Genomic DNA, 26,088 nt, shown 5'->3' with positions numbered 1-26,088 from the left:
CCGGCCCGTATTCCGGCGCTGTGTTCCGCCCGCGTCACTGCAACCGCTCGGTCAGCGCCGTCATGTCCTGCCGGAACGTGTCGTGGCCGATCTCGATCGCGGGCGGCTCCACCAGCGCGGCCAGGCCCTCCGGCAGCACGGCCGGCATCCGCGCCCCGTCGACCAGCACCGGCACGATCCGGATCCCCCACGCCGCCGCGACCTCCAGTTCCTGCGACATCGGCCAGTGCGGGGCCCACTGCGGGCTGATCACGACCACCACCGCGTCGCTGCCCTCCACCGCCTCCTCCGCGTCCAGCACCACCTGGTCGCCGCCGAGCGAGTGGTGCAGCCAGTCCGCGATCCGCCCCGCGACGTGCCGGTCGTCGGGCCGCAGGTAGCTCACGTAGACCGCCGCCGGGATCCGCGGTGCGGGCAGTTCGTAGCCGGACATCACGGCCAGCAGCCGCTCGCGCGCGTCGTCCAGCGAGACCGCCGAGCGCACCAGCACCTCGGCGGCCACGCCCTCGTCCTCGTCCAGCACGCCCAGCAGCAGGTGCTCGGTCGAGATCCGCCCGTGCCCCAACGCGGTCGCCTGCCGCACGGCCTGGTCCATCGCCCGTTTCGCGCGCGGCGTGAACGGTAAGTGGCCGCGGACCTGCTCGCGGCCGCGGCCGACGATGTCCACCACGTGCCGCACGCAGTGCTGCGGGGACAGCCCCAGCGACATCAGCACCCGCGCGGCGCTGCCGGAGCGCTCCAGCAGCAGCCCGATGAGCAGGTGCTCGGTGCCGATGTAGCCGTGGTGCAGGAGTTCGGCCTCCTTCTTCGCCAACACGGTCACGTACTGCGCCCGCTCGGTGAACCTCTCGAACATCGGCAAACCCCCTCGCCAGTCCGGAGCCAGGGGGTCTGCCGCGTCACCGGAACCGGTCCGTGGCGGCGACCCTGGCTGCGGACATGCTCGCACTGCCGCCGTGCGCCGTGTCCCGGATCATGACCAGCTCCGCCTCCGGCCACGCCTTGGCGAGCAGCCACGGCGTGCCGATGAGGTTCGACAGGTCGAGTTCGCCCTGCACGACCACGCCCGGGATGCCGGTCAGGCGGTCGCCGTTGTCGTACACGTAGTCGTCGGGCAGGAACGAGCCCTGGGACCAGTAGTGGGCGACCAGTCGGGCGAACGCCAGCCGATACCACGGCGGGTCGAAGCGCGAGTTGTCCGGTGAGAGGGGGACCAGGGCGTCCTCCCACGCGCACCACGCGTCCGCCGCCGCCTGGTGCACGGCCGGATCCGGGTCCGTGAGCAGCTCCCGGTACGCGGCGGTCAGGCTGCCCGCCGGGTTGCCGGCGGCTTCCCGGAACCGGGCGTGCGCCTCGGGGAACATCGGCCCGAGCCCGTTCACCAGCAGCTCGGTCTCGGCGTGCTGCCCGGTGGCGACCCCGGCGTGCACCATCGCCGAGACCCGGCCGGGGTGCCGCACGGCGTACACCAGGCCCAGCACCGAACCCCAGGACGCGGCGAACACCAGCCACCGGTCGATGCCGAGCGTGGTGCGCAGCAGTTCCAGGTCGGCGATCAGGTGGTCGGTGGTGTTGGTCGACAGGTCCACGACGGGCGTGCTCGCGTGCGGGGTGCTGCGCCCGCACCCGCGCTGGTCGAACAGCACGATCCGGTATGCCGCCGGGTCGAAGTAGCGGCGCTGGTTGGGGCTGCACCCCGACCCGGGGCCGCCGTGCAGCACGACGGCCGGCTTGCCGTCCGGGTTGCCGCAGACCTCCCAGTACACCTGGTGCCCGTCGCCGACGTCGAGCATCCCGCGCTCGTACGGCTCGATCTCCGGGTACATCCCCGCCCCCTCGGTAGGTGTAACAGTGCTGTCAGATTAGCGCCTCCGGCAAGGTCGGGAACATCGCCCGGACGTCCTGCCCGCCGGACTTCAGCACCCCGATCACGAACGCGGCCGCGGCCTCCAGCAACGCCGCCCGCGCGAGCCCGCCACCGTCCACCGGCACGCACCCCGCGTCGCGCACGAGTTCGCGCACGGCCGCCAGCGCCTCCGGCGAGTCCCCGCACAGCGGCACGCCCAACCGCGTGCCCCCGTAGACCGGCTCCGGCTCGCGCCACGCCGAGACCGGGGACAGGTTGAACGCCTTGACCACGTCGCCGCCGGAGGCCGCCGCCAGCCGGGCCGCCTGCGCCGGCTCGTCGAGCAGGAACCCCGGCGCGATCGAGTTGGTGCAGTCGACCACGACCTTGCCGGCCGCGTCGCCCAACGCCCGCACGGCCGCGCTCGCCGGCACCGCGACCAGCAGCACGTCCCCGAACGCCACCGCCTCGGCGAGGGACCCCGCCCGCGCGCCGATCCGCTCGGCGAGCGCGACCGCCTTCGCGGGTGCCCGCCCCCCGATGAACACCTGGTGCCCGGCCGCCGCCCACTTGCCACCCAGGGCCTCGGCCATCCCGCCGGTGCCCAGCACGCCGATCCGCATCCCGTGTCCCTCCGTCCGCCGGCATATCCCGGTCGGTTTCGACGCTAAGGAGTGCGACGGGCACCGAACGGTGCCCACCCGAGGGGGAGCGACGTGACCCGGTTTCTCGCCGACTGCCAGGCCCGGCTGGCGTTCGACCTGATGGCCAACACCTGGAACCCGGTCGTGGTGTGGGCGCTGCGTGACGGCCCCCGCCGGCCCGCCGACCTGCGTCGCACCATCGGCGGCATCCGCCCCAAGGTGCTCACCGAGACCGTGCGCCGGCTGGAGCGCTCCGGCCTGGTGCTGCGCCGCGCGCGGCCGGGGCAGGTCGAGTACGCGCTGACCGCGCTCGGCGAGTCGATGCTGGGCCCGATCGACGCCATGGGCCGCTGGGCGCTCGCGCACGGCGGGCAGGTGCCGCTCGACGAGGGGTGAGCGCCCCGGAGGTGGGGCACCGGCTTGACGGGCATTGGATAACGGTGTTTCATAACATCGTTATCCAATGCCGGAGGGGTCATGCGCGCAGGGTTCACGAGTCTGGACCGCGAAGTGGTCGCGGAGCTGGCGGTGCGCGGCGAGCTGCCGCCGTGGCTGTCGGGCACGCTGGTGCGCAACGGTCCGGCCAAGTTCGAGAGCGGCGACCGGTCGTTGCGGCACTGGTTCGACGGCCAGGCGATGCTGCACCGGTTCGCGTTCGGCGGCGGCCGGGTCTCCTACCGCAACCGGTTCCTGCAAACGCCGAGCCTCAAGTCCTTGCGGGACAACGGGAAGATCGCGTTCGCCGAGTTCGCCACCGACCCGTGCCGATCGATCTTCGCCCGGCTGTTCGCCCGCTCCGAGGTCAACGTCAACGCCAACGTCAACGTCGTGCTCGGCGACGACCGCGACTGGGCGCTCACCGAGACGCCCATCGCCGTCCGGTTCGACCCCGAGACCCTCGCCACGGTCGGCCTGACCGACCCCGACGACACCATCGCGGGCCAGGTCACCACCGCCCACCCGCACGTCGCCCCGCTCACCGGCGACCTGGTCAACTACGTGCTCAAGTTCGGCCGGCGCAGCCTCTACCAGCTCTACCGGCAGCGCGGCGCGACCCGCGAACCGCTGGCCACCCTGGCCACCGACCGGCCCGGCTACCTGCACAGCTTCGCGATCACCGAGCGGCACGTGGTGCTGGCGATCTTCCCGCTGGTGGTCAACCCGCTGTCGTTCCTGCTGCGCGGCAGGCCGTTCATCGAGAACTACCGGTGGCGGCCGGAGCTGGGCACCCGGTTCGTGGTGTTCTCCCAGCAGGACGGCTCGGTCGTCGCGGACGGCCGCACCGACGCGTTCTTCGCCTTCCACCACATCAACGCCTACGACGAGGACGGCCGCGTCGTCGTCGACCTCTGCGCCTACCCCGACTCGTCCGTGGTCGACGCGCTCTACCTGGACCGGGTGCGCGGCAACGCGGACCTGCCGCTGGCCCACCCGACCCGCTACACCGTCGACCTCGCCGACGGGGCCGTGCGCAGCCGGCGGCTGGCGGACGAGGCGCTGGAACTGCCCCGGATCTCCTACCGGCCGCACAACGGGCGCGACTACCGGTACGCGTACGGGGTCGGCGCGCACGGCGGCGGCCGGGACGACTTCCTCAACCAGCTGGTGAAGGTCGACGTCCGGAGTGGACGGACGTGGACCTGGCACGAGCCCGGCCGCTACCCCGGCGAGCCGGTGTTCGTGGCCGTGCCGGACGCCCGGGACGAGGACGGCGGCGTGCTGCTCTCGGTCGTGCTGGACTCGGCGGCCGGGCGGTCGTGCCTGCTGGTGCTGGACGCGGCCACGTTCACCGAACTGGCGCGGGCCGAGGTGCCGCACGCGATCCCGTTCGGCTTCCACGGCCAGTTCGCCGCGCGGTGACCGGCCCGTCGACGGCGGGGCCGGTCAGCCGTCGATGGTGATGGCGCTGTCCCCCTCCACGTGCTGCGCGTCGGTCTCGTCGAACCAGTGGCCGTCGGCGGCCAGGTAGCGGAAGTGGTGGGTGCCGGGTGGGAGGATCACCGTGACGGTGCGGGTGCCGTCCCGGCGGGGGAGCAGCTCGTGCACGCCCGGTGTCCAGTCGTTGAACGACCCGACGACGCTCACCGGGCCGCGCGGGCCGTCCAGCGGCAGTGAGAAGGTCACCCGGCGCTTCGCGCCGAACAGGTGGGTGCAGCGGACCATCGGTCTCCCTCGCGCGTCGAGCTTTCCGCCTCGCCACCCTAGAGCGGGCCGGGACTCGGGTGTTCCAAGTGGACGGTCGCGCGTCCGGGTGACGTGAGTCGGGTGCGGGGAGGTGCACCGTGTCGTTGCTCGCGGCGGTGGAGGGCGGTGACCTGGCGGAAGTGCGCCGGTTGTTGGCGGCGGGGGCCGAACCGGACGAGGACGTGTTCTACCACGCGTGCGAGCAGGGCGACCCGGAGTTCCTCGACGCGCTGTACCGGCCGGGCTTCGAACGAATGGTCAACCACAAGCTCGACTTCGAGGACGTCGCCGGCCTGCGCTGGTTCCTAGAGCGCGGCGTCGACGTCGACGCCCACCACTGCCTGCACCACGCCATCGGGCGCGGCCGGGGCGTGCGGCTGCTGACCGTCCTGCTCGACGCGGGCGCGGACGTGAACCGCCCGTGGGACCGGTGGGACGTCGGCCGCCGGCCCCTGGCGCCGGCCGCGAGGTGCGGCCACCTCGCCGCCTACGAGCTGCCGGCCGCGCGCGGCGCGGTGGCCGACCTCGACGCCGTGGACGAGGCGGTCCTCGCCGTCGCCCGAGGCGGGTCGACCACCCTGCCCCGTGCCGCGTCGCCGGTCCTCGGCACGCCGCCGGGCGACGACTACGGGTGGATCCTCGGCCAGTTCGCGGCACTGGGGCGCACGCAGGTCGTGGCGGCGCTGCTGGACAGCGGGATGGCCGTCGACACCCCGGGCTGGAGCAACTTCACCCCGCTGGAGCGGGCGGCCGCGAACGGTCGGCTGGACGTGACCCGCCTGCTCGTGGCACGCGGCGCGGACCTCGCCGACCGCGCCTTCGACACCTCCGGCCCCACCCCGTTGGACTGCGCGATCCGGGGTTCGTCGGCGAACCGCACCGACGACGGCGACTACCCCGGCACGGTCGCGCTGCTGCTCGCCGCCGGCGCGCCCACCCGGCACAGCCCGCCGACCGGCGACCCGGAGATCGACGCGCTGCTCGGCCGAGCCGCCGGTTAGGTGGCCCGGGAGCCGCCGCGCCGCCGGAGCAGTTGGGCGGCCAGGGTCAGGGCCGCGAACACCAGGATGACCACGACCCCGGGGCGCAGCATCGCCAGTTCCGTGCCCGGCACGATCGCCGCCGTCACGACCGCCAGCCCGAACGCGCCGCCGACCTGCAACGAGCTGTTGAGCAGCCCGGCCGCCACGCCCTGTTCCGCGTCCGCCACGCCGCTGGTCCCCGCGACCATCAAGGCCGAGATGCTCAACGCGAACCCCACCCCCCACAGCACCGACGCGGGCAGCAGCAGCCACAGGTCCGGTGCCGGGCCCAGGCCCAGCACCAGCAGGTAGCTCGGCACGAACGCCAGCAGCCCCACCAGCAGCACCCGGTGCACGCCGAACCGGGTCATCAACGCGCCCAGGCGCGGGCCGAGCCCGACCACCACCAGGCCCGCCGGCAGCAGCACCAGGGCCATCTGCCACGGCCGCCACCCGTTGAGGTTCTGCAGGTACAGCGCCAGCAGGAACTGGAAACCCATCGCGCCGCCGTAGAGCAGGGCCGCGCTGAGGTTGGCGGCCACCAGGCCCCGGTCGCGCAGCAGGCCCAGCCGGATCAGGGGTTCGCGCGCCGTCCGCTCGATCCGCACGAACACGGCCAGCAGCAGCGCCGCCCCGGCCAGGCCGCCCCACGTCCGCGCGGACGCCCACCCGACGTCGGCGGCCGACGACACGGTGAACACCAGCAGCAGCATCCCGCCGAGCAACGTCGCCGCGCCGCCGACGTCGACGCGCGGGCGCACCGCGCGCGGCGGGTCCGGCGGCAGGTAGCGCAGGGCCGCGACCAGCAGCAGCACGGCGATCGGGATGGGCAGCACGAACGTGGCCCGCCAGTCCAGCGCCGCGAGCAGCCCGCCGACCAGCAGCCCGCTGGAGTAGCCCGACGCCTCGAACACGTTGAAGATGCCGAACGCCCGGTTGCGCTGCGGGCCTTCGGGGAACGTCGTGGTCAGCAGCGACATGGCGGCCGGCGCGGTGAACGCGGCCGCCACCCCCTTCACGAACCGCGACCCGACCAGCAGCGCCGGGTCGTCGGCGAGCGCGCCCAGCAGTGACACCAGCGCGAACACCGCCATGGCGGTCACCAGCACCCGGCGCCGCCCGAACAGGTCGGCGCAGCGGCCGCCGAGCAGCAGGAACCCGCCGAAGGCCAGCACGTAGCCGCCCACCAGCCACTGCGCGGCGGCGGCGGTCATGCCCAGTTCGCGCTGGATCTCCGGGATCGCCACGGTGATCATCGAGATGTCCAGCCCGTCGAGCAGGATCACCCCACTGCTGATCATCAGCGCCACCCACAGCCGCGCGGACCAGCGCGGCGGCGCGTCCGCCCCCTCGTGCCGGATCTGCATCCCGTCCCCCTCGGTAGACTGGTCTCAGGCGCGTTCAACCGGCGTCCGCGATAGTTGCAGACGCGGGTTATTGCACACGCCTGATACTGCCGCACGCATCGAAGCGTGCGCAAGGAGGGTGGTGCTGTGTCCGTCATCTCCGACGACGCCGCCGAGGCTCGCGCGCGGGGCTGGCGCACCTTGGCCGCGCTGCACGCGCGCATCGAAGACGCCTTGGAGCGCGCGCTGCAACGCGAGCACGACCTGTCGGTCAGCGAGTACACCGTCCTCGACGCGCTGTCCCGCCAACCCGACGGCCGGTACCTGCGGATGAACCAGCTCTCCCGGGCCGTCGTGCTCAGCCAGTCGGCCACCACCCGGCTGGTGACCCGGCTCGAACAGCGCGGGCTGCTCCAGCGCTACCTGTGCCCCGACGACCGGCGCGGGATCTACACCGAACTCACCGACGTGGGGCGCGCCGCGCTGGAACGCGCGCTGCCCACGCACGAGGCGGTGCTCGCCGACGCGTTGAGACAGGCACGCGACGAACCCGAACTCGCACCACTGGTCGGCGTGCTCGGCGTGCGCTGAGCGCCGGCCCGCTGACCGCGCGAATTCCCCGTCACAGTGGGCAGCCGCGAGGTGCTGCACAGTCCACTGTGGATGGTGCTGGGTCGGGCCGGTCGTCGGCCGGTCACGGCGCCGAACGGATCGGCGGTGTTGAACCACTCGGTGGGACCGGCGGTCTCGGCGTCGTCGCTACGGTTCTCCCGAGGGCTCGCGCGCCGACCGGACGAGGAGCACCGATGCGCTGGTTGTCCATCCCGACCGTGAGCGCGTTGCTGGTTTTCGGTGCGCCGGTCGCCGAGGCGTCGGCCGGGTTCGAGGAACTGCCGACGCTGCCGGACTTCCCCTCCACCATCGTGTCGGCGGTCAACGAGTCGGGCCAGGCGGTCGGCTCCGCGCACTCCCGGTACGCGCACGCCACCTCCGTGCGGTGGGACGGTGCCGGCACCCCGCCGACGCCGACCGGCCGGGCGTACCCGACCGGCGTCAACAACCGCGGCGACGTGCTGAACAGCTCGACCCGCAAGGTCGGCGGCATGCTGCTCTACTCGGTCAAGTCCTGGGAGAACGGCGCGGAGGTCGAACGGACACCGGCGCACCCCACGACGTTCGCCCACTCCTCGCGCGACATCAACGACTCCGGGGTCGTCCCGGTGGGGTACAAGCACTTCGCGGACACCGGACGCGGCACGACTCGCGCGGGCGTCTGGCGCGACGGGAAGTTCGCCGACCTGCCGCTGCCCCAGGCGATCGGCGTGGAGCACCAGGTCGTCAACAACCGCGGCACCACTGCGGGTTCGCTGACCCTGCTCGACGGCACCGCCGACTACGCGTTCCGCTGTTCGGCGACCCGCTGCACCCGACTGCCCGGCCTCGCTTCGACGGGTGTCCACAGCGCCTTGGCGCTCAACGAGTCCGACGCCCTGGCCGGCACGTGGCGTGCGGACCACAACAGCCCCACCCGTGCGCTGCTCTGGACGGGCGACCGGGTGACCGTGCTGCCCGGTGACGATGCGGGCGTCGCGGACAACCCGCGTGCCATCAACGAAAGCGGTGACGTCGTCGGCTGGCGGGTTGTCGACGGCGTGCGCGAAGCGGTGCTCTGGCGCGGCGGTCAGGCGGTCGACCTCGGCACGAGCGGCGCGGGCGAAGCGGTAGCCGTCAACGACCGGGGTGACGTCGCCGGTTGGCACACGGTGGAGGGAGCGCCTCGCGTGTTCCTCTGGCGTGCGGGCACGCTCACCGACCTGCGGACGCCGTCGGACGTCGCGGCGAAGCCGGTGGGCCTGAACAACGCCGGCGTGGTGGTCGGCAACAACGATCAGCGGCTGTGGCCGCCCCCGCGCGCGTTCCGCTGGACCGTACGCCTGCCCTGACGGCTCATGCGTCGCCGCGCCAACCGGACGAGGAGCACCCCCATGCGCTGGTTGTCCTTACCGATCGTGATCACGGTGCTGGCCGTCGGCGCACCGGTCACCGAGGCGTCGGGCGAGCCCGGAGTGCCAGGCGGGCCCGAGGTGTCCGGCGGGCCCGGTGTGTCGGTCGAGTTCGAGGAACTGCACCGGTGGGGCTTTCCCTCCGCCGCAGTGTGGGCGGTCAACGAGGCGGGGCAGGCGGCGGGCGCGCTGCACTCCCCGACCTCGCGGCCCATCTCCGTGCGCTGGGACGGCGCGGGCACCTGGCCGACGTCGGTCGGTCGGGTGCTCCCGACCGGCATCAACGGGCGCGGCGACGTGCTGAACTTCTCGGTCCTCAAGTCCGCCGGTGCCCTGATCTACTCGATCAGCGCCTGGGAGAACGGGACGGAGGTCGAGCGGACGCCGCAGCGCCCCACGACGGCGACCCTGTCGTCCCGTGACATCAACGATTCCGGCGTGGTCCCGGTGGGCTACCACCACCTCGACGACCCCGTTCAGGACTCGTACACCCGCACCCGCGCGGGGGCGTGGCGCAACGGGAAGTTCGCCGACCTCCCGCTGCCCAAGGCGATCAACGTGGAGCACAAGCTCGTCAACAACCGTGGCACGACAGCGGGTTCGCTGACCCTGCTCGACAAGAGCGCCGACTACGCGTTCCGCTGTTCGGCCACGCGCTGCACCCGACTGCCGGGCATCGCCCCGACCGGCTACCACAAAGCCCTGGCGCTCAACGAGTCCGACGTGGTCGCGGGAACGTACCAAGCGGCCTACGGGGCACCCACCCGTGCGCTGGTCTGGACGGGCAACCAGGTGACCGTGCTGCCCGGTGACGAATCGGGCGTTGCCGACAATACGAGCGCCATCAACGAAAGCGGTGACGTCGTCGGCTGGCGGGTTGTCGACGGCGTGCGCAAAGCGGCGCTCTGGCGCGGCGGCCGGGCGGTCGACCTCGGCACCAGCGGCGCAAGCGAGGCGGTGGCCGTCAACGACCGGGGTGACGTGGTCGGGTGGCACACGGTCAACGGCGGGTTCCGCACGTTCTACTGGCGCGCGGGCACGCTCACCGACCTGCCGACTCCCGACGACGTCGGGGCGCTGCCGACGGGCCTCAACAACTCCGGTGTGGTGGTCGGCAACACCGACCGGGGGCTGTGGCCGCCCGCGCGCGCGTTCCGCTGGACCGTGCGCCTGCCCTGACGTCCTCGGCGGTCGTGGTCAGGACTTGCTCGCCCGCAAGGAGAACATCATCGGCAGGCTGGGGTGGCCGGGCGGGAAGCGGTAGTCGTCCGGCCCCACCCGGACCAGGGCCTCGTTGGCCTGGAACAGGGTCGTCCCGCGTTCGCGCAGGAACTCCAGCCGCAGCCCGGCTCGCGTGATCGCGGTGACGATGTCGCCCAGCGAGTGCTGCCACTGCACGGACTTGGTCCTGGTCAGCGCCGGCCCGTCGGTGTAGGTGTGCGGCTCGTCCCACGTCTCGCCGGCGGACTGGAAGTAGTCGTAGGCCAGTGATCGGCCGTCCTCGCCCAGGACCTGGGAAACCGGGTGGAACTCCGCCAGGTAGAGGAACCCGCCCTCGGCCAGCAGGGACGCCACGACCCGTGCCCACCGGTAGACGTCCGGCAGCCACACCAGCGCGCCGAACCCCGTGTAGACCACGTCGAACAGGTCCTCGCCGAGCGCCTCGCGGGCGTCGTGGACGTCCGCGACGACGAACCGTGCGGCGTCCAGCCCGACCTCGCCGGCCAGGGTGCGCGCGGCGTCGACGGCGGCGGGGGAGAAGTCCAGACCGGTGACCGCCGCGCCCAGCCGGGCCCACGACAACGTGTCCAGCCCCAGGTGGCACTGCAGGTGCAGCAGCCGCTTGCCGGTCACGTCGCCGACCTCGTCCGGTTCGAACGGGCGCAGCGCGGACCGGCCCGCGCGGAACCCCGGCAGGTCGTAGAACTCGCTGCCGACGTGCACGGCGACGCGGTCGTCCCAGTTCTCGCGGTTGAGCCGCAGCCAGTCCGGATCGGTCACGCGGTCCGACGCTAGTGATCACCCGTCGGTGGCGCACCTCAATTCCCCCGATGGGGAGAGGCGGATCACAAAACGTGCAGCCTCTGCAAAGTTGCAGTCACTGCATCTTCGCTCGTACGCTGATCGAGTGAACGGCGAGCCCGGTCTTCGTGACCGTAAGAAACGACAGACGCGGGTGGCGTTGAGCCGCGCGGCTGTCACGCTCGCCCACGAACGCGGCTACGACCACGTCACCGTCGAGGACATCAGCGCCGCCGCCGGCGTCTCCCCCCGCACGTTCTTCAACTACTTCGCGGGCAAGGAGGACGCCGTCGTGGCGCCGGATCCCGAGGCCGGGGACCGGCTGCGCCGGCGCGTGCTGGAGCAGCCCGCGGCACTGGGGCCCGGCGCGGCGCTCAAGGCGGCCCTGCTGGCCGAGATCGCCGAGGGGCTCGCCGACGAGGGCGACATGTGGGTGCTCCGGATGCGCGTCGTGCAGCAGCACCCGGTGCTGCTCGCCAAGGTCTTCGCCAGTGGCGAGGTGGCCGAGCGCAACCTCGCCGCCGCCGTCGCCGAACGGGCCGGCCAAGCCGCGACGGACCTCTACCCGATGGTGCTGGTCGCCGCCGCGGGCGCGGCGTGCCGGGTCGCGTTCGCCCGGTGGATCGACCCGGACGACGGGCGCCCGCTGGAACTGCTGCTCGGCGAAGCCCTGGAGCTGCTGTTCGCGGGACTGGCCACGCCGACCGGACCTTGAGCTCGCAAGTGTTGTCGAAGGGGGGAACGATGTCCGTCGGAACGACCGACGACAAGTCCGCGCCGAGCGCGGAGAACACGCACAAAGATGTCGTGCAGGCCATGTCGGGCCTGATGCTGGGCATGTTCATGGCGATCCTGGCGTCCACGATCGTCTCGAACGCGCTGCCGCGCATCATCGCCGACCTGGACGGGTCGCAGTCGGTCTACACCTGGGTGGTCACCACCGAGCTGCTGGCGATGACCGCGACCGTGCCGCTGTGGGGCAAGCTCGCCGACATCTACAGCCGCAAGCTGCTCATCCAGCTCTCGTTGGGCATGTTCGTGGTCGGCTCGCTGATCGCCGGGTTCTCGCCGAACGTCGAGGTGCTCATCGCCAGCCGGATCGTGCAGGGCCTGGGCGCGGGCGGCATGACGGCGCTGGCGACCATCGTGATGGCGGCCATGATCCCGCCGCGCGACATGGGCAAGTACGCGGGCCTGTTCGGCGCGGTGTTCGGCGTCGGCACGGTGGCCGGGCCGCTGATCGGCGGCGTCATCGTGGACACGTCGTGGCTGGGCTGGCGCTGGTGCTTCTTCATCGGCGTGCCGTTCACGCTGGCCGCGATCGCGCTGTTGCAGCGCACGCTGAAGCTGCCGGTGGTGCGCAAGGAGGTCAAGATCGACTACCTGGGCGCGGTGCTGATCGTGTCCGGCGTGTCGACGCTGCTGGTGTGGACGACCCTGGCGGGCAACCAGTTCGAGTGGATGTCCGGCTGGAGCGCGCTGATGGTGGTCGGCGGCCTGGTGCTGCTGGGGCTGGCGGTCTTCGTCGAGTCGCGGGCGGCGGACCCGATCGTGCCGCTGTCGATCTTCGCCAACCGGACCGTCGCGCTCACCACCCTGGCCAGCGCGCTGGTCGGCGTGGCGATGTTCGGCGGCACGGTGTTCCTGTCGCAGTACTTCCAGATCGGGTTGGGCAAGACGCCCACCCAGGCCGGGCTGATGAGCCTGCCGCTGATCTTCGGCCTGCTGGTGTCCTCCACCGTCGCGGGCCAGCTGATCACCAAGTGGGGCCGCTGGAAGGTGTTCCTGGTCGCGGGCGGCGTGGTGATGGTCGGCGGCATGGGCCTGCTGGCCACGATCAGCGCGGAGACCAGCGTGTTCATGGTCTCGGTGCACATGGCCGTGCTGGGTGTCGGCGTCGGCATGCTGATGCAGAACCTGGTGCTGGTCGCGCAGAACGACGTGCCGGCCAAGGACCTGGGCGCGACGACGTCGACCCTGACGTTCTTCCGCTCGCTCGGCGGCGCGATCGGCGTCAGCGTGCTGGGCGCGATCCTGGCCAACCGGGTGACCGCGAAGACCACCGAGGCGTTCGGCCCGCTGCCGGCCGGCGAGTCGGGCTCGGTGCCGAACCTGTCCGAACTGCCGGTGCAGGTGCAGGCGGTCGTCAAGGGCATCTACGCCGACGCCACCGCCGAGCTGTTCCTGATCGGCGCGCCGATCGCGGTGCTGGCGCTGCTCGCGGTGCTGTTCATCAAGGAGAAGCCGCTCAAGACGCTCAGCGGTGACGAGCGGCTGGCCGCGGAGTCCGCCGCCGGGCACTGAGATCCCACCTGCTGACAAGGCCGCCGGAAAACCGGCGGCCTTGTCGCACGTTCGGGTGATGATTGCGCGGTGAACGACATTCCACCCGGGTGGGCCGCCCTCGACGCCGCCCTGGCCGCGCGCTACCCCGGCATCGAGCCGCGCCACGTCGCCTTCCTCCCGCCACCGGCGTTCGACCAGGTCCCAGGCTTGCAGGGGTGCTCGGCGTTCCCTGCGGCCGGGCACTGGCACTACGTCACCCACGGCCTGTCCGAACTCGCCGAAGCCGGCCCCGAGGACGACCCGGAGTGGTCCGGGTGGGGCTTCGAGCTGACGTTCCGGCTCGCCCGGGGCACCGAGGAGACCGCGCCGGGCTGGCCGTTCGACCTGCTCCAGTGGCTGGCCCGGTACGTGTCGGGGGAGCGCAAGCTGTTGGCGGCCGGCGACCACGTCGACCTGCGCGCGCCGCTGGCCGAAGGCACCGCGCTGACCGGGTTCGCGCTGGTCGTGGACCCGGAGCTGGGCCGGATCGACACCGTCAACGGCAAGGTCGAGTTCCTCCAGCTGGTCGGCGTGACGCCCGCCGAACTCGCGCTGATCGTCCGGACGGGGGTCGACGCGGTGCTCACCGACCGCGCTCCGCTGCTGGTCACGGACCTGTCGTGGCGCGGCTGAGGACAACCCGCCCCGGACGGGTGGCGCGCCGGGAGGCGTGGGGTTGTCTAAGTTGTCCCCTGTGACTCGACCTGCCGGACTGCGGGAGCGCAAGAAGCTGGCCACCCGCGTGGCGTTGGCCGACGCCGCGTTGCGCCTGTGCGCCGAACGCGGCGTCGACGAGGTGACGGTCGAACAGGTCGCGCGCGATGCCGGGGTGTCGCTGCGGACGTTCTTCAACTACTTCTCCTCGAAGGAGGAGGCGGTCGTCGCGGGGGACGTGGCCACGGCCGAGGCGTTCGTCCAGGCGTTCACCCGCCGCCCGTCCACCGAACCGGTGCTGGAGGCGTTGCGCCAGGCGCTGGTGGAGATCGTGCCGGCGCGCTTCGACCGGGCGAAGCTGGAGCAGATGCGGGTCCTGCGCCGCACCCCGGCCCTGCTGCCGCACCTGATGTCGGCCTTCCACGCGCAGGAGAAGGCCCTGGCCGACGCGGTCGCGGCCAAGGTCGGCACGGACCCCGCGGCGGACCTCTACCCGGCGATGTTCGCGGCCACCGTGATGGCGACCCTCCGCGTCGTGGTCACCTGGTGGCTCGACACCGGGGACCACCGCCCGGCGGCCGACCTGATCGCGACCATGGTCGACCGCCTCGACGCCGGTTTCGCCCCCGGCCCGTCCGGCCGGGCCTAGCCCGGCGGGCCGGCTAGGACGCGGTCTCGTCCCAGGACACGGGCAGGCTGTGCACGCCGTAGACGAGCATGTCGCTGCGCAGCGGCACCTCGCCGGCGGGGAGGTCCAGGCGCAGGCCGGGCAGTCGGCGGAGCATCTCGGTGAACGCCACCGCCATCTCCACCCGCGCCAGCTGCTGGCCCAGGCACTGGTGGATGCCGTGCCCGAACGCCAGGTGCGACACCCGCGGCCGGGCCACGTCCAGCGTGTCCGGGTCCCGGTAGGTGCGCGGGTCGCGGTTGACCACCGGCACCGAGACGATCACCGTCGAGTCGGCCGGGACGGTGACGCCGCCGATCTCCACGTCCTCCAGCGTGAGCCGGATCGGGCCCAGGTGCACGATCGACAGGTAGCGCAGCAGTTCCTCCACCGCGCCGGGGGTCAGGGACGGGTCGGCCCGCAGCCTGGCCAGCTCCGCCGGGTGCTCCAGCAGCGCGAACGTGCCGAGCCCGATCATGTTGGCGGTCGTCTCGTGGCCCGCGATGAGCAGCAGGTTGGAGATGCTGACCAGCTCGTCGTCGGTCAGCGCCGCCTCGGCCTCGATCAGGCCGGACAGCAGGTCGTCGGCGGGCTCGACGCGCTTGCGGCGGACCAGGGCGCGCATGAACGCGCGCTGCTCGTCGGCCGCCCGCACCACGTCGTCCACGTGCGCGTCGAGCCGCAGCAGCGTGGACGTGCGCTCCTGGAACTCGTCGCGGTCCTCGTAGCGGACGCCGAGCAGCTCGCAGATCACCAGTGACGGCACCGGCAGCGCGAACGCGGGGACCAGGTCGGCCGACGTCCCGGCCTCGATCATCGCGTCGAGGTGGCTGGTCACGATCTCGTGGACGCGCGGTTCGAGCAGCCGCATCCGGCGCACGGTGAACTGGCCGGTCAGCAGCCGGCGGTAGCGGGTGTGGTCGGGCGCGTCCATGGTGATGAAGTTGCCCGCGCGGGTGGCCGGGTCGAGCAGGCGCTTGCGCAGCTCCGGCGGGATCTTCTCGACCATCCGGGTGCTGCGGAACCGGTCGGAGCTCAGCCTCGGGTCGGCGAGCAGGGCGCGGGCCTCCTCGTGGCCGGTGACCAGCCACGCCCGGTCGCCGTCGCTCAGGGCGACCTCGTGCACCGGCCCCTCCCGGCCGAGCTCGCTCTGGTGCGCCGCCGGGTGGAACGGCCGGTCCGGCGCGCGCTCGGTGTACTCGGGCGGCAGCCGCAGGGCCAGCCGGTCCTGGCTGGGCCTGCGGTCCGGGGAAACGGTGGGGCTGGTCATCCGCGAGTCCTGTTCCCGACCCGGTGGGTAACCGGGCCGCTGCTCAGGGTGGTGGTAACTCACGGTACCAAAATGTGCACGTCGTGCATCTTTTTTACGCCAACGCTTCGGAGACCCACTCCGCGAGGCTCCGGTCGGGGTGCTCCAGCCAGTGCTGGGTCGCCGCGCGCAGGGCGGCCAGGAACGTCGCGGCGAGCACCCGGGCCCGCAGGTCGTCCAGCCCCCGCGCGCCCACCTCCGCGGCCAGTTCGCGCTCCACCACCGCGTACGCGGCCACCTGGTGGGCGACCAGGCTCGGGTGCCCGCGCAGCAGGCGGCGCTGGGCCACCCACAGCGGGTCCGGCCGGTCGCTCCCGGCCAGCAGCAGCCGCGCGGCCTCGGTCAGGGCGGCGCGCGGCGGCTCGTCGGCCGGGCGGTCGCGGACCAGGGCGAGCAATCGGCGCAGCCGCAGCAGGTCGCCGTGGAAGATCGCCTCCTCCTTGCCCGCGAAGTAGTTCGAGAACGTGCGGCGGGAGACGTCGGCGGCGTCGGCGATGGACTCGACGGTGACCCGGTCGGGGCCGTGCTCCAGCGCCAGCCGCACCGCGGCCTCGTGCAGGGCCTGGCGGGTGGCCGACTTCTTGCGCTCGCGCAGTCCGGGGTCCATCGAGATCCAGGTTACAGGTTTGCCCACTGGGCAAACTTGCGCAGCGAGCAAGTTTGATAGATGCTTGTAGTAAGCAAGCATTCCGGGAAAGGGGTCAACGTGGACACCGGCCCGCACCACGGCGAACTCGTAGAGCGGCTGCGCGACCTGATGAAGATCGTCCGGATGGTGCGCCACCAGCGCACCGACCACTACCCGCCGGTGCCGACCGGCCTGGTGGGCACGCTGACCCTGATCCACCGGTCCAGCGGGTGCCACGCCAAGGAGCTGGCGTCGCGCACCGGGCTCGACCCGTCCACGGTCAGCCGCGCGGTGGCCGCGCTCGTCGCGCACGGCCTCGTCGAACGGCGCGCCGACCCGGCCGACGGGAGGGCCAGCGTGCTGGTCGTCACCGACGCCGGGCACGCCGCCCTCGCGGAGGCCCGGGGCTGGTACGACGACCTGATGACCCGGGCGCTCGCGGACTGGTCACCGGCCGAGGTCGAGGCGCTCACCTCGGCCCTCGGCCGGCTCACCACCGACGTCGAAGGAGCCCTGGGCTCCACCTTGGAGGCAGCTCGATGAGTGCCACGCCTGCCGAAGGCACCGCACCGATGAGCCACCGGCAGATCCTCGAAGCGCTCAGCGGACTCCTGCTGGTGCTGTTCGTGGCCATGCTCAGCAGCACGGTCGTGTCCACCGCGCTGCCGCAGATCATCGGTGCGCTCGACGGGTCCCAGACCCAGTACACCTGGGTCGTCACCGCGACCCTGCTCACCGCCACCGCCACCACCCCGATCTGGGGCAAGCTGGCCGACCTGTTCGACAAGAAGACCATGGTCCAGGTCGCCATCATGATCTTCGCGGCCGGCTCCGTCATCAGCGGCTTCGCCCAGAACGCCGAACAGCTCATCGCCGCCCGCGCCTTCCAGGGCATCGGCGTCGGCGGTCTGCAAGCCTTGGTGCAGGTCGTGATCGCGGCGATGATCCCGCCCCGCGAACGCGGCCGCTACAACGGCTACCTCGGCGCCGTGATGGCCGTGGCCACCGTCGGCGGCCCGCTGCTCGGCGGCCTGATCGTGGACACCTCGTGGCTGGGCTGGCGCTGGTGCTTCTTCATCGGCGTGCCGGTCGCCCTGCTGGCGCTGTTCGTGCTCCAGGCGACACTGCGCGTGCCGTCCGTGCGGCGGACCGGCGTGAAGATCGACTACCTGGGCGCGACCCTGATCGCCGCCGGCGTGTCGGTGCTGCTGATCTGGATCTCGTTCGTGGACGACTCGTTCGCCTGGGTGTCGTGGCAGAGCGGCGCGATGGTCGGCGGCACGGTGGTCCTGCTGGCCCTGGCGGTGTTCGTCGAGTCGCGGGCGGCCGAACCCGTGGTGCCGCTGGAGATCGTGAAGCGGCGCACCACCGCGCTGGCGATCCTGGCCAGCGTCGCGGTCGGCATGGCGATGTTCGGCGGCGCGGTCTTCCTCGGCCAGTACTTCCAGATCGGCCGCGGCTACACGCCCACCGAAGCCGGCCTGCTGACCATCCCGATGATGGCCGGCGTGCTCGGCGCGTCGGTGATCAGCGGCCGGCTGATCACCCGCACCGGACAGGTCAAGCCCTACATCGTGGCGGGCGCGATCACCCTGGTGGCCGGCTTCGCGGCACTGGGCACGATCGACCACGATACGTCCCTGGTGCTCGTCGGCGGCGCGATGCTGCTGGTCGGCATCGGGGTCGGCATGAGCATGCAGAACCTGGTGCTGGCGGTCCAGAACACCGTGCCGCTGCGCGACATCGGCTCGGCCAGCGCGACCATCGCGTTCTTCCGCTCGCTCGGCGGCACGATCGGCGTCTCGGTGCTCGGCGCGGTGCTGGCCCGCGACGTCCAGGAACGGATCACCAGCGGCCTCACCGCCGCCGGCATCCCGGCGACCGGCGCGGGCGGCGGCAGCCTCAACCTCGACGCCCTGCCCGAAGGGGTGCAGCACATCGTCCGAGCCGCGTACGGCGACTCGACCGGCCACATCTTCCTGATCTCGGCCTGCATCGCCGTGGTCGGCGTGGTCGCCGCACTGCTCCTCAAGCCGGTCACCCTCCGATCCAGCCTCGACCTGCCCGAAGCCAAGGTCGAAGCCAAGGTCTGACCGCTCCCGCCCCTGCCTGAGTCTTCCGACCCGGGCAGGGGCTTCGCGATGACTGGTCCGGTACCGGGAGGCGGAGATCCAGCCGCCGGCGGTCGACAGTGCTCACGGCCACCCAATTGCCGAACGCGATGTGCACGGAACCGAACGCGAGCGCGCTCGCCGCTGCCGGGCCGAACACCGGGAGCAGCGGTTTGGGGCTTGTGCCGCGCCACAACAGCGTGCACGGGCTCACCACACCCGAGAACACAGCCACGAACTCGACGGTCAGGTACGACCGGGCGTGGACTCGCGCCGTACCGGAACGGCCACGGGCCGAAGGGCGCGGGCGGGGCATGACGGTTGGGTGGAACCCGTGTGGCGGAACGCCGCCGGGCACTACGGCAACCCGATCCCAAGATCAACCGCTGCCGCGCGCCCGTCCCGGCACGAGCCGGCTGGTAGGGCCGCCGTCGGGGGAGGAGGTTCCGCATCGGCGCGGACAGAAAGGTGACTATGCACCGTTAACATCGCCCACACCCCGGTGCCGCCGGCACCGGGCGAAGGGGGATGTGATGACGACCGGGGAGATCCCGGCCGCGGAACTCGGGGACGGTGACGTCGACCTCTTCGACGCCCACGTGACCGGCGTGCTCGAACCGCTCGACGCGCCGCTGCGCTCGCTGCGGTTCACGCGCTGCCGGTTCGACGCGCCGCCGGTGTTGAGCGAGTCCTTCGTGCGCCGCTTGGAGTTCGACGACTGCGTGCTGCCCGGCCTGGACGCGCGCCGCCTGCGCTGCCGGGGCGACCTGCTGCTGTCCGGCACGTCCGTGCACGGCCCGGTGGAGCTGGGCGACGCGACCGTCGGCGGCGAGCTGTCGTTGCGGGACAGCCGGATCGCCGCCGTGCGGGCCCGCCGGCTGGCGGTCGGCGGCGACCTGGTGCTGGCCGGGGCGGTGCTGGACGGCGCGGACGGCGTGGCGTTCGACGGGCGCGGGTCGCGGGTCGGCGGCGGGGTGCTGGGCGAGGACGACGTGCGCATCGGCGTCACCGCGACGGGCGCCGTGCTGCTGGCCGACGCGCGGGTGGGCGGCGCGGTGACGCTGCGCCAGGCGCGGCTGGCCGACCTGGTCGCCGACCGGGCGCGGCTGACCGGCGACGTCGACCTGACCGAGGCGCGGCTGCGGTCGTTGTCGCTGGTCGGTGCGGCGGTCGGCGGGTCGTTGGTGCTGGGCGCGGTGCAGGTGGACGAGGAACCGCTGTCACTCGACCGGGCGCGGGTGGCCGGGGACGTGCACCTGGCGTTCGCGCTGGTGCACACCGGGGTGCGGCTGGTGGACGCGCGGATCGGCGGCGACCTGCGGGCCTCGCACGCGGAGCTGCGCGGGGTGTCCGGGGCTCGTGCGCACGTCGGCGGGGACGTCGACCTGGTGCGCACCCGCAGCGACGACGGCCTGCGGCTGTCCGGCATGGACGTCGGCGGCCGGGTCGACCTGTCCGGCGCGTCCCTGCACGATTCCGGGGGCCTCGCGCTGGACCTGCGCGACACCCGGATCGGCGACGGCCTGCGGCTGGCGGACATGGCCGCGGAAGGGACCGTCGTGCTCTCCGGCGCGGCCGTCCGAGGCCGGGTCGACCTGCGCGGCGCGCACCTGGCCGCACGGGCCGTCGCGCTCGACGCGTGCAGGCTGGTCACCGGGGAGTTGGGGTTGGCGGTGGAGGACGCGCCGCAGGGCCGGGTCGACCTGCGGTACGCGCGGTGCGCCCTGCTCAACGACAACCGGTTCCTGTGGGGCGCGGGCGGCGGCGTCGAACTGGCCGGGTTCGACTACCTGCGGCTGGAGCCCCGGTTGGAGGACGGTCCGGCGGTGCGCCGCCGGCTGGCGCAGTTGCGCCGCGCGAGCCGGCGGTTCACCCCCGACGCCTACGACCGGCTGGCGGCGGTGCTGCGGTCGGACGGGCAGGAGGTGGACGCGGCGACCGTGCTGGTGGAGAAGCAGCGCCTGCGGTACGCGGAACGGGCCCGCGCGGTCGGCTGGGCCGGGCCGGCGGTCACGGCGTGGAGCCTGCTGATGCGCTCGCTCACCGGCTACGGCTACCGGATGTGGCGGGGGATCGCGCTGCTGCTCCTGCTGGCGCTCTCGGCCGCGATGGTGTGGCACTGGTGACCCCCGCGGACCTGCCCCGCGCTGTGCCCGGCTGATGGGACGGGCACAGCACAGCGCCGGCGGTCACACCACGTCGATGAACACCGGGTTGGCGTAGCACCACAGGTCCGACCACGGGTCGGCGTCGCCGATCACGTCCACGACCGGGCCGCCGGCCGCGGTGAGCCGGTTGCCGTCGCCACCGCGCAGCCGCAGGTAGAACGACGTCTCGACGGCGCGGAACGTGTGCGTGAACCGCACCGTTCCGCGCGCGGTGCGGGCCACCTCGAACGTCTTGAGCACCTCCGTGCCCGGCGCGGACAGCGCGTCCCGGTCCGCCGCCGGACCGGTCACCGGTCCGCCGATCAGGTCCAGCTTGGCCAAGCGCGGGACGACGCCGCCGAAGTTCGGCCGGCGCGCGAGCCGCACCTCCACCACGACTTCCACGTCGCCGCCGCGCTCCACGAACGTCCGCCCGCCGATGGTGACGCCACGCCCGTCGAGCCCGGAGCGGACCCGCAGGTCGAGGCCGTCGACCAGGCCGCCGTGCACCGCGACGACCTTGCCGCCCTGCAAGCCGCGCATGACGTCCACATAGGACTTCGACCGCGCGCCGACCAGCGTCGAGCTGTAGGAACCGGGCCAGTAGTCGCCGTAGACCTGCGGTTTGCCGGTGTCCACGGGCGCGCCGCGGCTGCCGGTGGTGTTGTGGTCCTGCGTGCCGGGGACGAACGTGTCGCGGTGCACCTGGTGGCTGTCCGACGTCGAGGTCACCCACCACGGGCGGCCCTCGGCCAGCAGCGAGTCCCACAGGCCGCCGACCTTCGCGGTCATCCAGTCGAACCCGCCGTAGGTGCGGTAGGGGTTCTCCAGCGCGGACGGCTGGTAGCCGGGGAAGCTGTCCGCGTTGGGCGCGCCCTCGTAGAAGCCGCGCGCGCCGCCGCGTCCGCCGTTCGCGGCGGGGATGCCCGCCGCCTGGTGGCCCGGCGCGCCTTCCATGCCGACCGCGACCCCCGGTGCGGCGTCCCGCCAGCCGCGCAGCTCGTGCGGGCTGTCCAGACCTCGGCGGGCCGGGTGGTTGGCGAACATCAGCGCGACCTCGGTGCGGCCGGCCAGCACCTGGGCCTCCAGGTAGCGCAGCGCGGCCAGCGCGTACGGCTCGCCGTCGGAGCTGGTGGCGCGCGCGATGAGGCCCTTGCCGCCCTGGGAGACGGGCGTGGACAGCACGCCGCCGTCGTAGGCGGCCTCGAACGCCCGCAGTATGTCCACTGTGGACCGGCCCGGCGGCAGGAACACCGTGGCGTGCTCCGCGCCCGGGATGTTCCACTCCAGGCCCTGGTACACCAACGTGTCCCGGTACCTGCGCCGGGCCTTCTCGATGTCCGGCGCGACCAGGTCGACGGAGAACTTCTGGTGTGCCACGCCGCCGTGGTCGGTGATCACCAGCCAGTCCAGGCCGTGCTCGCGCGCCTTCGCGACCTGCGTGGCCACCTCGTACTGCGCGCCCGGCGAGTACTGGGTGTGGATGTGGTGGTCGCCCGCGTACCAGCGGTCGTGGCCGTTCCACGGGTTCACCGGTCGACTCGGGCGCTCCGGCTCGTGCGCGGCGGCCGGGTCCGCGAACGCCGCCGAGCCCGCCGCGGCGATCCCGAGGCCCGCGAGGAACCTGCGCCGGGCCACCGAGAGCGGCCGGTCGTCCTCGGCGTCGCGCCAACTGCCCTCGGCCTCGACGTGCTCGTGGTGGTGGTCGTGACCGTGACCGTGGTCGTGGTCGTGGTTATGCTGATGCGACATGGAAAACTCCGCTCCGCCGACGCCCGCGCCGAAGTATCGTGAGTCGGATGTCCTTGTGGCGGAAGGGAAGCGCGAACACCAAGTGAACTTTTTCGCCAGATCTCGGCGGTATTCCACGTGACGCTGCCCGTCGTGGTGCGCCGGGCGGATTCCGGGGTCGAGGCGGCCGGCCGGTTGGGGCGTGGCCGGAAATCCGGTTGACGGTCAGAGTCGTCGTCGGTGATTCTTGGCGCGTCGAACGAGCGGAGGAGGAAGTCGTGGCGGGCAGGTGGGAGTGGTGCCGAGGTGCGGTACCCGCTGTGCGCGGCCGACTTCTCCCTTGGCAGCGCCCGGAGATCCTGGTGCGCGCGGGCTCCTCGCCGTGACGTGAGACTGTCAGGCACCGGGAGCCGCCCATCGGGGAACCGAGCCGGGCGGCTCCTGCTTTTCCCGGCCTCCCAAGGCTCGTCCGGGTACAGCGCGGACGACGACGAAGACCTTTCTCCCCCGCCCCCGCCGCCGATCCCGGTGACCAGGGCGAAGCCGGTGGTCCGGCCACACCCGTGGCCGGACCGCCACGCCCCGGTAGCTCAGGTGGACAGAGCGCGACGCTACGAACGTCGAGGTCCCAGGTTCGAGTCCTGGCGGGGGCACTGGTGCACGACACCCGCCGCGCCCGGGGTCACCCGGCCGGCAGCGGGGCCGCGTTGGTGGGCAGGCGGACGGTGCGCAGGAACGTCGGCAGCAGCCACGGCCGGCGGCCGGTCACGCGGAGCTTCCCGGTCAGCGCGGCGCGGGCGCGCCCGACCCGGCCGAACAGCACCAGGTTCAGGGTGGCCGGGTCGAAGGAGACCCGGACGTCGGCCGGTTCGCCCGGTTCCTGGACGCCGACCCGGCCCCGGTGCAGGACGAGGGTGACCGGCGCGGTGTGGTCGGACCGGAAGGCGACGGCGATGCGCCGGTCGTCGGGCGGCGGGCCGTCGAGCAGGTGGCCGACGTCGTTGCGGATCATGCCGACGATGAACAGGTCGAACAGCGGCGCGGCTTCGCGCGGCGGGATCGGCCATGGTGCTCCGGTCGCGCGGGCGACGTCCCAGCCGTGCACGAGCAGCTCGTTGACCAGGTGCGCCAGCACCCCGCCGACGGGCACCCGGGAACCGCCCAGCCACGGCACGATCCGCTTCGGGTCGGTGTCGGCGGTGAGCGCGACGACGGTGTCCGTCGCGGACCGGAGGACGGTGGCGAGGACGGCGGGGTCACGCTCGGTGAAGTGCCGCAGCGTCACGTTGTTCAGCTCGGTGATGGTGTCCACCGTGGTGTCGGGCAGGTGGTCGGCGAACTCGCCCGCCGGCACCGCACCGCCCGGCGCGAGCACCTCGGTGTAGCGGACGGCGATGGCCGTGACGTGGGCGGCGGTGTCGGCGACGGTCCAGTCCCGGGTGGCCATCGCGCCCGGTGCCGGGGCGCGGGCGACGAGGTCGGCGAACCTCGCGGCCACCACCGGCAAGACTTCCCGCACAACCGCTTCCTGCCCGGACACGTCGCTCATCGGCACCTCCCGGCCGTCCCGGCGATCACCCGAACATAACAGCGCCGGCCGCCCGGATCTTTCCCGCGAACGCAGGAGCGCACCTTCGCCGAACTGCCCGCACCCGAAGGCCGCGGCGCACGGACCTGGCTGCCGCGGCGGTGCTCGGCCGGGAAGGGGGCGTCCGCGCGTCCTGGTGGTGGCGTGCCGAAATTGCCACCCGGGCGGGACGCGGTGGGGCGGGACGCGGTGGGGCGGGACGCGGTGGGGCGGGACGCGGTGGGGCGGGACGCGGTGGGGCAGGACGCGGTGGGGCAGGACGCGGTGGGGCCGCTCGTCTACCTCGGGAACGCGCCGCGGCGGCGGGGTGCCGCCGCGGCCGTCCTGTTCGAAGGGGTGTCAGGCCGTGCCGGACACGGGCGACGGCCTGTCGCGCCACTCGCGGTTTCCCACCGGTCCTCCTCGTGGAGCGTTCGCGGGCCCGCCCGGTGCCGGCGCGGGTCCGACTGGTGCCGGGGTGGGCCCGGCTAGCGCCGGCCGGAGGACAGGCCGTTGCCGGCCAGGATCTCCTCGACGGTCGTGGCGCTGTCCGACGTCGACGCGTCGTGCAGCACGGCCAGGGCGACCCCGCCCGGCGTGCCCGGCGGGACCACGACCAGCCGGATCCGCGTGCGGTCCGCCCTGATCAGGTTCACCGTGTCCGGGTGGGTGAAGGGGAAGCCCTCCAGGCGCACCGCGACGCCGTCGACGGCCATCCTGGTGGCGGTCCGCTGCCAGGTGCGCAGGTGGTAGGCGACGCGGCGGACCGGGTCGTGCACGCCCAGTGCCGCGATCAGCGGGGGGAACTCGGCCGCGGGGTCGGTGGACCACGGCCACCAGGCGCCGTCGACCTTGCCGCCGCGTCCGGACTCGGGTTTCACCGCCAGTCGCAGCTCGTGCGACAGCGTGTCGCCGGTAGTGGTGTCGATCAGATCCGGGATGATCTTGGCGCTCCCGCCTCCGGTCGGCTCGGGGCCGGCCGGACTTCCGTGTGAGCCCAAGGCGGCATCGGCTCGACCGCCGACGCTCGACATGCCCTCGGTGCCCCCCAGTCTACGCCCTGGGGGGCCGCCGTGGGGCCACCGGGACCGGAGTACCGTCAACACCGACGGGAGCGGGTCACCGCCGTGGGCGTCCACTTCGCCATCGCCGGCCCGTGGGAACCGCCGGGACCTCCGGCGTCCTGTCTTCCGCACCGCTCATCGGAGCACCGCATGACCACTGCCCTCCCGAACGACGTGACGATCGACATCCGGGCCGGTGGTGACGACCGCTGCGCCGCCTGCCCGCACCCGTCGAGCACCCACGACCCGCTCTCCGCGCGGTTCTGCGCCGCGACCGTCTCCTCCGCGCTGGACCGGGCCTGCATCTGCCGGTAGCGGGGACGCCCCGGGGTGTAGCGTCGGCGTCGTCGCCGGGGCTCGGCCCGAGTCCTCCGGACCATCCGCGCAAGGTGTCCGCACCGGGTAGCGTGTGCGCGCCCGCGAGCCGCGGAGAAAGTCGGAAACCATGTCACCCCTGCACGTCCGCCGCCGGTCGGAGCCCGTCCGATGACCCAGCGCCCCACCGACGCGGTGTTCAGCCACCCCGACGTCCACCGGCCCGCGGTGCAGGCCGCGCCGCCCGACGGCGACGGCCCGGCCGACCCGCTGTTCCGCGAACCGCACCGCTCCCCGTCCGGCGACGAGCCGTCCGAGCAGGGACCGCGCACGACCGAGTGACCGGCACGACCCCGCACGATCCGGTGATCCGCACACCTCGGTGATCAGCACCGAACACGTCTCCGCACGACCGGGGTGCCGTGCCCGGGTCGACTCTGCCGGACGGGTGTATGCGTGAGCGTGCCCGGATGCGGCGTGAGAGTCTGGGGCGGCGCGCGTTC

General features: G+C 73.0%; 26 protein-coding genes and 1 tRNA gene. 16 read left to right on the top strand and 11 right to left on the bottom strand.

Features of this window, described 5'->3' with window-relative positions:
* Positions 1–34: 34 nt before the first annotated feature.
* The 3 genes from BN6_RS28885 to BN6_RS28875 are packed head-to-tail and all read right to left on the bottom strand — an operon-like array spanning position 35 to position 2,469.
* The gene (locus BN6_RS28885; RefSeq protein WP_015103369.1) at positions 35–856 is read right to left on the bottom strand and encodes a toll/interleukin-1 receptor domain-containing protein; all 822 of its coding nucleotides are present in this window, start codon (positions 854–856) and stop codon (positions 35–37) included.
* A 43-nt stretch (positions 857–899) separates the two neighbouring features.
* The gene (gene pip, locus BN6_RS28880; protein ID WP_015103368.1) at positions 900–1,826 is read right to left on the bottom strand and encodes a prolyl aminopeptidase; all 927 of its coding nucleotides are present in this window, start codon (positions 1,824–1,826) and stop codon (positions 900–902) included.
* Positions 1,827–1,857: 31 nt separating this feature from the next.
* Complete coding sequence (locus BN6_RS28875; RefSeq protein WP_015103367.1) at positions 1,858–2,469, bottom strand: NADPH-dependent F420 reductase; 612 nt, start codon at positions 2,467–2,469, stop codon at positions 1,858–1,860.
* A 141-nt stretch (positions 2,470–2,610) separates the two neighbouring features.
* On the opposite strand from BN6_RS28875, the gene BN6_RS28870 reads away from it, so the two are divergent.
* Both BN6_RS28870 and BN6_RS28865 read left to right on the top strand, forming a co-directional pair.
* Positions 2,611–2,886 (top strand): winged helix-turn-helix transcriptional regulator, encoded by a 276-nt coding sequence (locus tag BN6_RS28870; RefSeq protein ID WP_051076053.1) that lies wholly within the window; start codon positions 2,611–2,613, stop codon positions 2,884–2,886.
* Between the two features lie 81 nt (positions 2,887–2,967).
* Positions 2,968–4,350: a carotenoid oxygenase family protein gene (locus tag BN6_RS28865; protein ID WP_015103365.1), complete on the top strand. Its 1,383-nt coding sequence runs from the start codon at positions 2,968–2,970 to the stop codon at positions 4,348–4,350.
* Between the two features lie 24 nt (positions 4,351–4,374).
* Here BN6_RS28865 and BN6_RS28860 read toward each other — a convergent pair whose 3' ends face one another.
* On the bottom strand, positions 4,375–4,653 hold the full coding sequence (locus BN6_RS28860; RefSeq protein WP_015103364.1) for a hypothetical protein: 279 nt from the start codon (positions 4,651–4,653) through the stop codon (positions 4,375–4,377).
* Between the two features lie 119 nt (positions 4,654–4,772).
* On the opposite strand from BN6_RS28860, the gene BN6_RS28855 reads away from it, so the two are divergent.
* Complete coding sequence (locus BN6_RS28855; RefSeq protein ID WP_015103363.1) at positions 4,773–5,675, top strand: ankyrin repeat domain-containing protein; 903 nt, start codon at positions 4,773–4,775, stop codon at positions 5,673–5,675.
* Here BN6_RS28855 and BN6_RS28850 read toward each other — a convergent pair.
* Positions 5,672–7,063, bottom strand: a complete 1,392-nt coding sequence (locus BN6_RS28850; RefSeq protein WP_015103362.1) for an MFS transporter — start codon at positions 7,061–7,063, stop codon at positions 5,672–5,674. The two genes, BN6_RS28855 and BN6_RS28850, sit on opposite strands and share 4 nt — an antisense overlap.
* A 126-nt stretch (positions 7,064–7,189) precedes the next feature.
* Between BN6_RS28850 and BN6_RS28845 the strand changes: the two genes are divergently transcribed.
* From BN6_RS28845 to BN6_RS28835, 3 genes are all read left to right on the top strand, one after another.
* The gene (locus tag BN6_RS28845; protein ID WP_015103361.1) at positions 7,190–7,633 is read left to right on the top strand and encodes a MarR family winged helix-turn-helix transcriptional regulator; all 444 of its coding nucleotides are present in this window, start codon (positions 7,190–7,192) and stop codon (positions 7,631–7,633) included.
* 215 nt (positions 7,634–7,848) lie between these two features.
* Entirely contained in the window at positions 7,849–8,985 is a 1,137-nt protein-coding gene (locus BN6_RS28840) for a hypothetical protein (RefSeq protein ID WP_015103360.1), read from the top strand.
* Between the two features lie 42 nt (positions 8,986–9,027).
* Positions 9,028–10,224, top strand: a complete 1,197-nt coding sequence (locus tag BN6_RS28835; RefSeq protein ID WP_015103359.1) for a hypothetical protein — start codon at positions 9,028–9,030, stop codon at positions 10,222–10,224.
* Positions 10,225–10,242: 18 nt separating this feature from the next.
* Here the strand turns inward: BN6_RS28835 and BN6_RS28830 are convergent, their stop codons facing one another.
* Positions 10,243–11,046 (bottom strand): class I SAM-dependent methyltransferase, encoded by an 804-nt coding sequence (locus tag BN6_RS28830; RefSeq protein WP_015103358.1) that lies wholly within the window; start codon positions 11,044–11,046, stop codon positions 10,243–10,245.
* Between the two features lie 175 nt (positions 11,047–11,221).
* On the opposite strand from BN6_RS28830, the gene BN6_RS28825 reads away from it, so the two are divergent.
* The 4 genes from BN6_RS28825 to BN6_RS28810 all read left to right on the top strand — a co-directional run bounded on the left by BN6_RS28825 (position 11,222) and on the right by BN6_RS28810 (position 14,695).
* Positions 11,222–11,782 carry a TetR/AcrR family transcriptional regulator gene (locus tag BN6_RS28825; RefSeq protein WP_231904774.1) on the top strand — a complete coding sequence of 187 codons (561 nt, stop codon included), beginning with the start codon at positions 11,222–11,224 and terminating at the stop codon, positions 11,780–11,782.
* A 29-nt stretch (positions 11,783–11,811) separates the two neighbouring features.
* Complete coding sequence (locus tag BN6_RS28820; RefSeq protein ID WP_015103356.1) at positions 11,812–13,371, top strand: MDR family MFS transporter; 1,560 nt, start codon at positions 11,812–11,814, stop codon at positions 13,369–13,371.
* Positions 13,372–13,440: 69 nt separating this feature from the next.
* Complete coding sequence (locus tag BN6_RS28815; protein ID WP_015103355.1) at positions 13,441–14,025, top strand: suppressor of fused domain protein; 585 nt, start codon at positions 13,441–13,443, stop codon at positions 14,023–14,025.
* 61 nt (positions 14,026–14,086) lie between these two features.
* Complete coding sequence (locus BN6_RS28810) at positions 14,087–14,695, top strand: TetR/AcrR family transcriptional regulator (RefSeq protein WP_041314414.1); 609 nt, start codon at positions 14,087–14,089, stop codon at positions 14,693–14,695.
* Positions 14,696–14,708: 13 nt separating this feature from the next.
* Here the strand turns inward: BN6_RS28810 and BN6_RS28805 are convergent, their stop codons facing one another.
* Together BN6_RS28805 and BN6_RS28800 are read right to left on the bottom strand one after the other, a co-directional pair.
* Entirely contained in the window at positions 14,709–15,983 is a 1,275-nt protein-coding gene (locus tag BN6_RS28805; RefSeq protein WP_015103353.1) for a cytochrome P450, read from the bottom strand.
* A 94-nt stretch (positions 15,984–16,077) separates the two neighbouring features.
* Positions 16,078–16,629 carry a TetR/AcrR family transcriptional regulator gene (locus tag BN6_RS28800; protein WP_041314411.1) on the bottom strand — a complete coding sequence of 184 codons (552 nt, stop codon included), beginning with the start codon at positions 16,627–16,629 and terminating at the stop codon, positions 16,078–16,080.
* 99 nt (positions 16,630–16,728) lie between these two features.
* On the opposite strand from BN6_RS28800, the gene BN6_RS28795 reads away from it, so the two are divergent.
* From BN6_RS28795 to BN6_RS28785, 3 genes are all read left to right on the top strand, one after another.
* Positions 16,729–17,193 (top strand): MarR family winged helix-turn-helix transcriptional regulator, encoded by a 465-nt coding sequence (locus BN6_RS28795; protein ID WP_041314408.1) that lies wholly within the window; start codon positions 16,729–16,731, stop codon positions 17,191–17,193.
* Entirely contained in the window at positions 17,190–18,743 is a 1,554-nt protein-coding gene (locus BN6_RS28790; RefSeq protein ID WP_015103350.1) for an MDR family MFS transporter, read from the top strand. Before BN6_RS28795 ends, BN6_RS28790 begins: the two co-directional genes overlap by 4 nt.
* Positions 18,744–19,294: 551 nt before the next feature.
* Positions 19,295–20,887 (top strand): pentapeptide repeat-containing protein, encoded by a 1,593-nt coding sequence (locus BN6_RS28785; protein ID WP_015103349.1) that lies wholly within the window; start codon positions 19,295–19,297, stop codon positions 20,885–20,887.
* A 63-nt stretch (positions 20,888–20,950) separates the two neighbouring features.
* Here BN6_RS28785 and BN6_RS28780 read toward each other — a convergent pair whose 3' ends face one another.
* Positions 20,951–22,660 carry a PHP domain-containing protein gene (locus BN6_RS28780; RefSeq protein WP_015103348.1) on the bottom strand — a complete coding sequence of 570 codons (1,710 nt, stop codon included), beginning with the start codon at positions 22,658–22,660 and terminating at the stop codon, positions 20,951–20,953.
* Positions 22,661–23,218: 558 nt separating this feature from the next.
* Between BN6_RS28780 and BN6_RS28775 the strand changes: the two genes are divergently transcribed.
* Positions 23,219–23,292 (top strand) — tRNA-Arg (locus BN6_RS28775).
* A 29-nt stretch (positions 23,293–23,321) separates the two neighbouring features.
* On the opposite strand, the gene BN6_RS28770 is transcribed toward BN6_RS28775, so the two are convergent.
* Together BN6_RS28770 and BN6_RS42570 are read right to left on the bottom strand one after the other, a co-directional pair.
* Positions 23,322–24,188: a maleylpyruvate isomerase family mycothiol-dependent enzyme gene (locus BN6_RS28770; RefSeq protein WP_041314405.1), complete on the bottom strand. Its 867-nt coding sequence runs from the start codon at positions 24,186–24,188 to the stop codon at positions 23,322–23,324.
* A 506-nt stretch (positions 24,189–24,694) separates the two neighbouring features.
* On the bottom strand, positions 24,695–25,207 hold the full coding sequence (locus tag BN6_RS42570; RefSeq protein WP_051075782.1) for a DUF5994 family protein: 513 nt from the start codon (positions 25,205–25,207) through the stop codon (positions 24,695–24,697).
* A gap of 213 nt (positions 25,208–25,420) precedes the next feature.
* On the opposite strand from BN6_RS42570, the gene BN6_RS47510 reads away from it, so the two are divergent.
* Together BN6_RS47510 and BN6_RS47030 are read left to right on the top strand one after the other, a co-directional pair.
* Positions 25,421–25,585, top strand: a complete 165-nt coding sequence (locus BN6_RS47510) for an RGCVC family protein (RefSeq protein WP_085983534.1) — start codon at positions 25,421–25,423, stop codon at positions 25,583–25,585.
* A gap of 171 nt (positions 25,586–25,756) precedes the next feature.
* Complete coding sequence (locus BN6_RS47030; RefSeq protein ID WP_158509456.1) at positions 25,757–25,927, top strand: hypothetical protein; 171 nt, start codon at positions 25,757–25,759, stop codon at positions 25,925–25,927.
* Positions 25,928–26,088 lie beyond the last annotated feature (161 nt).

Source organism: Saccharothrix espanaensis DSM 44229 (assembly GCF_000328705.1).
GTDB lineage: Bacteria > Actinomycetota > Actinomycetes > Mycobacteriales > Pseudonocardiaceae > Actinosynnema > Actinosynnema espanaense.
Note: the sequence above shows the minus strand (reverse complement) of the source record. Positions and strands in the feature narration are given on the sequence as shown.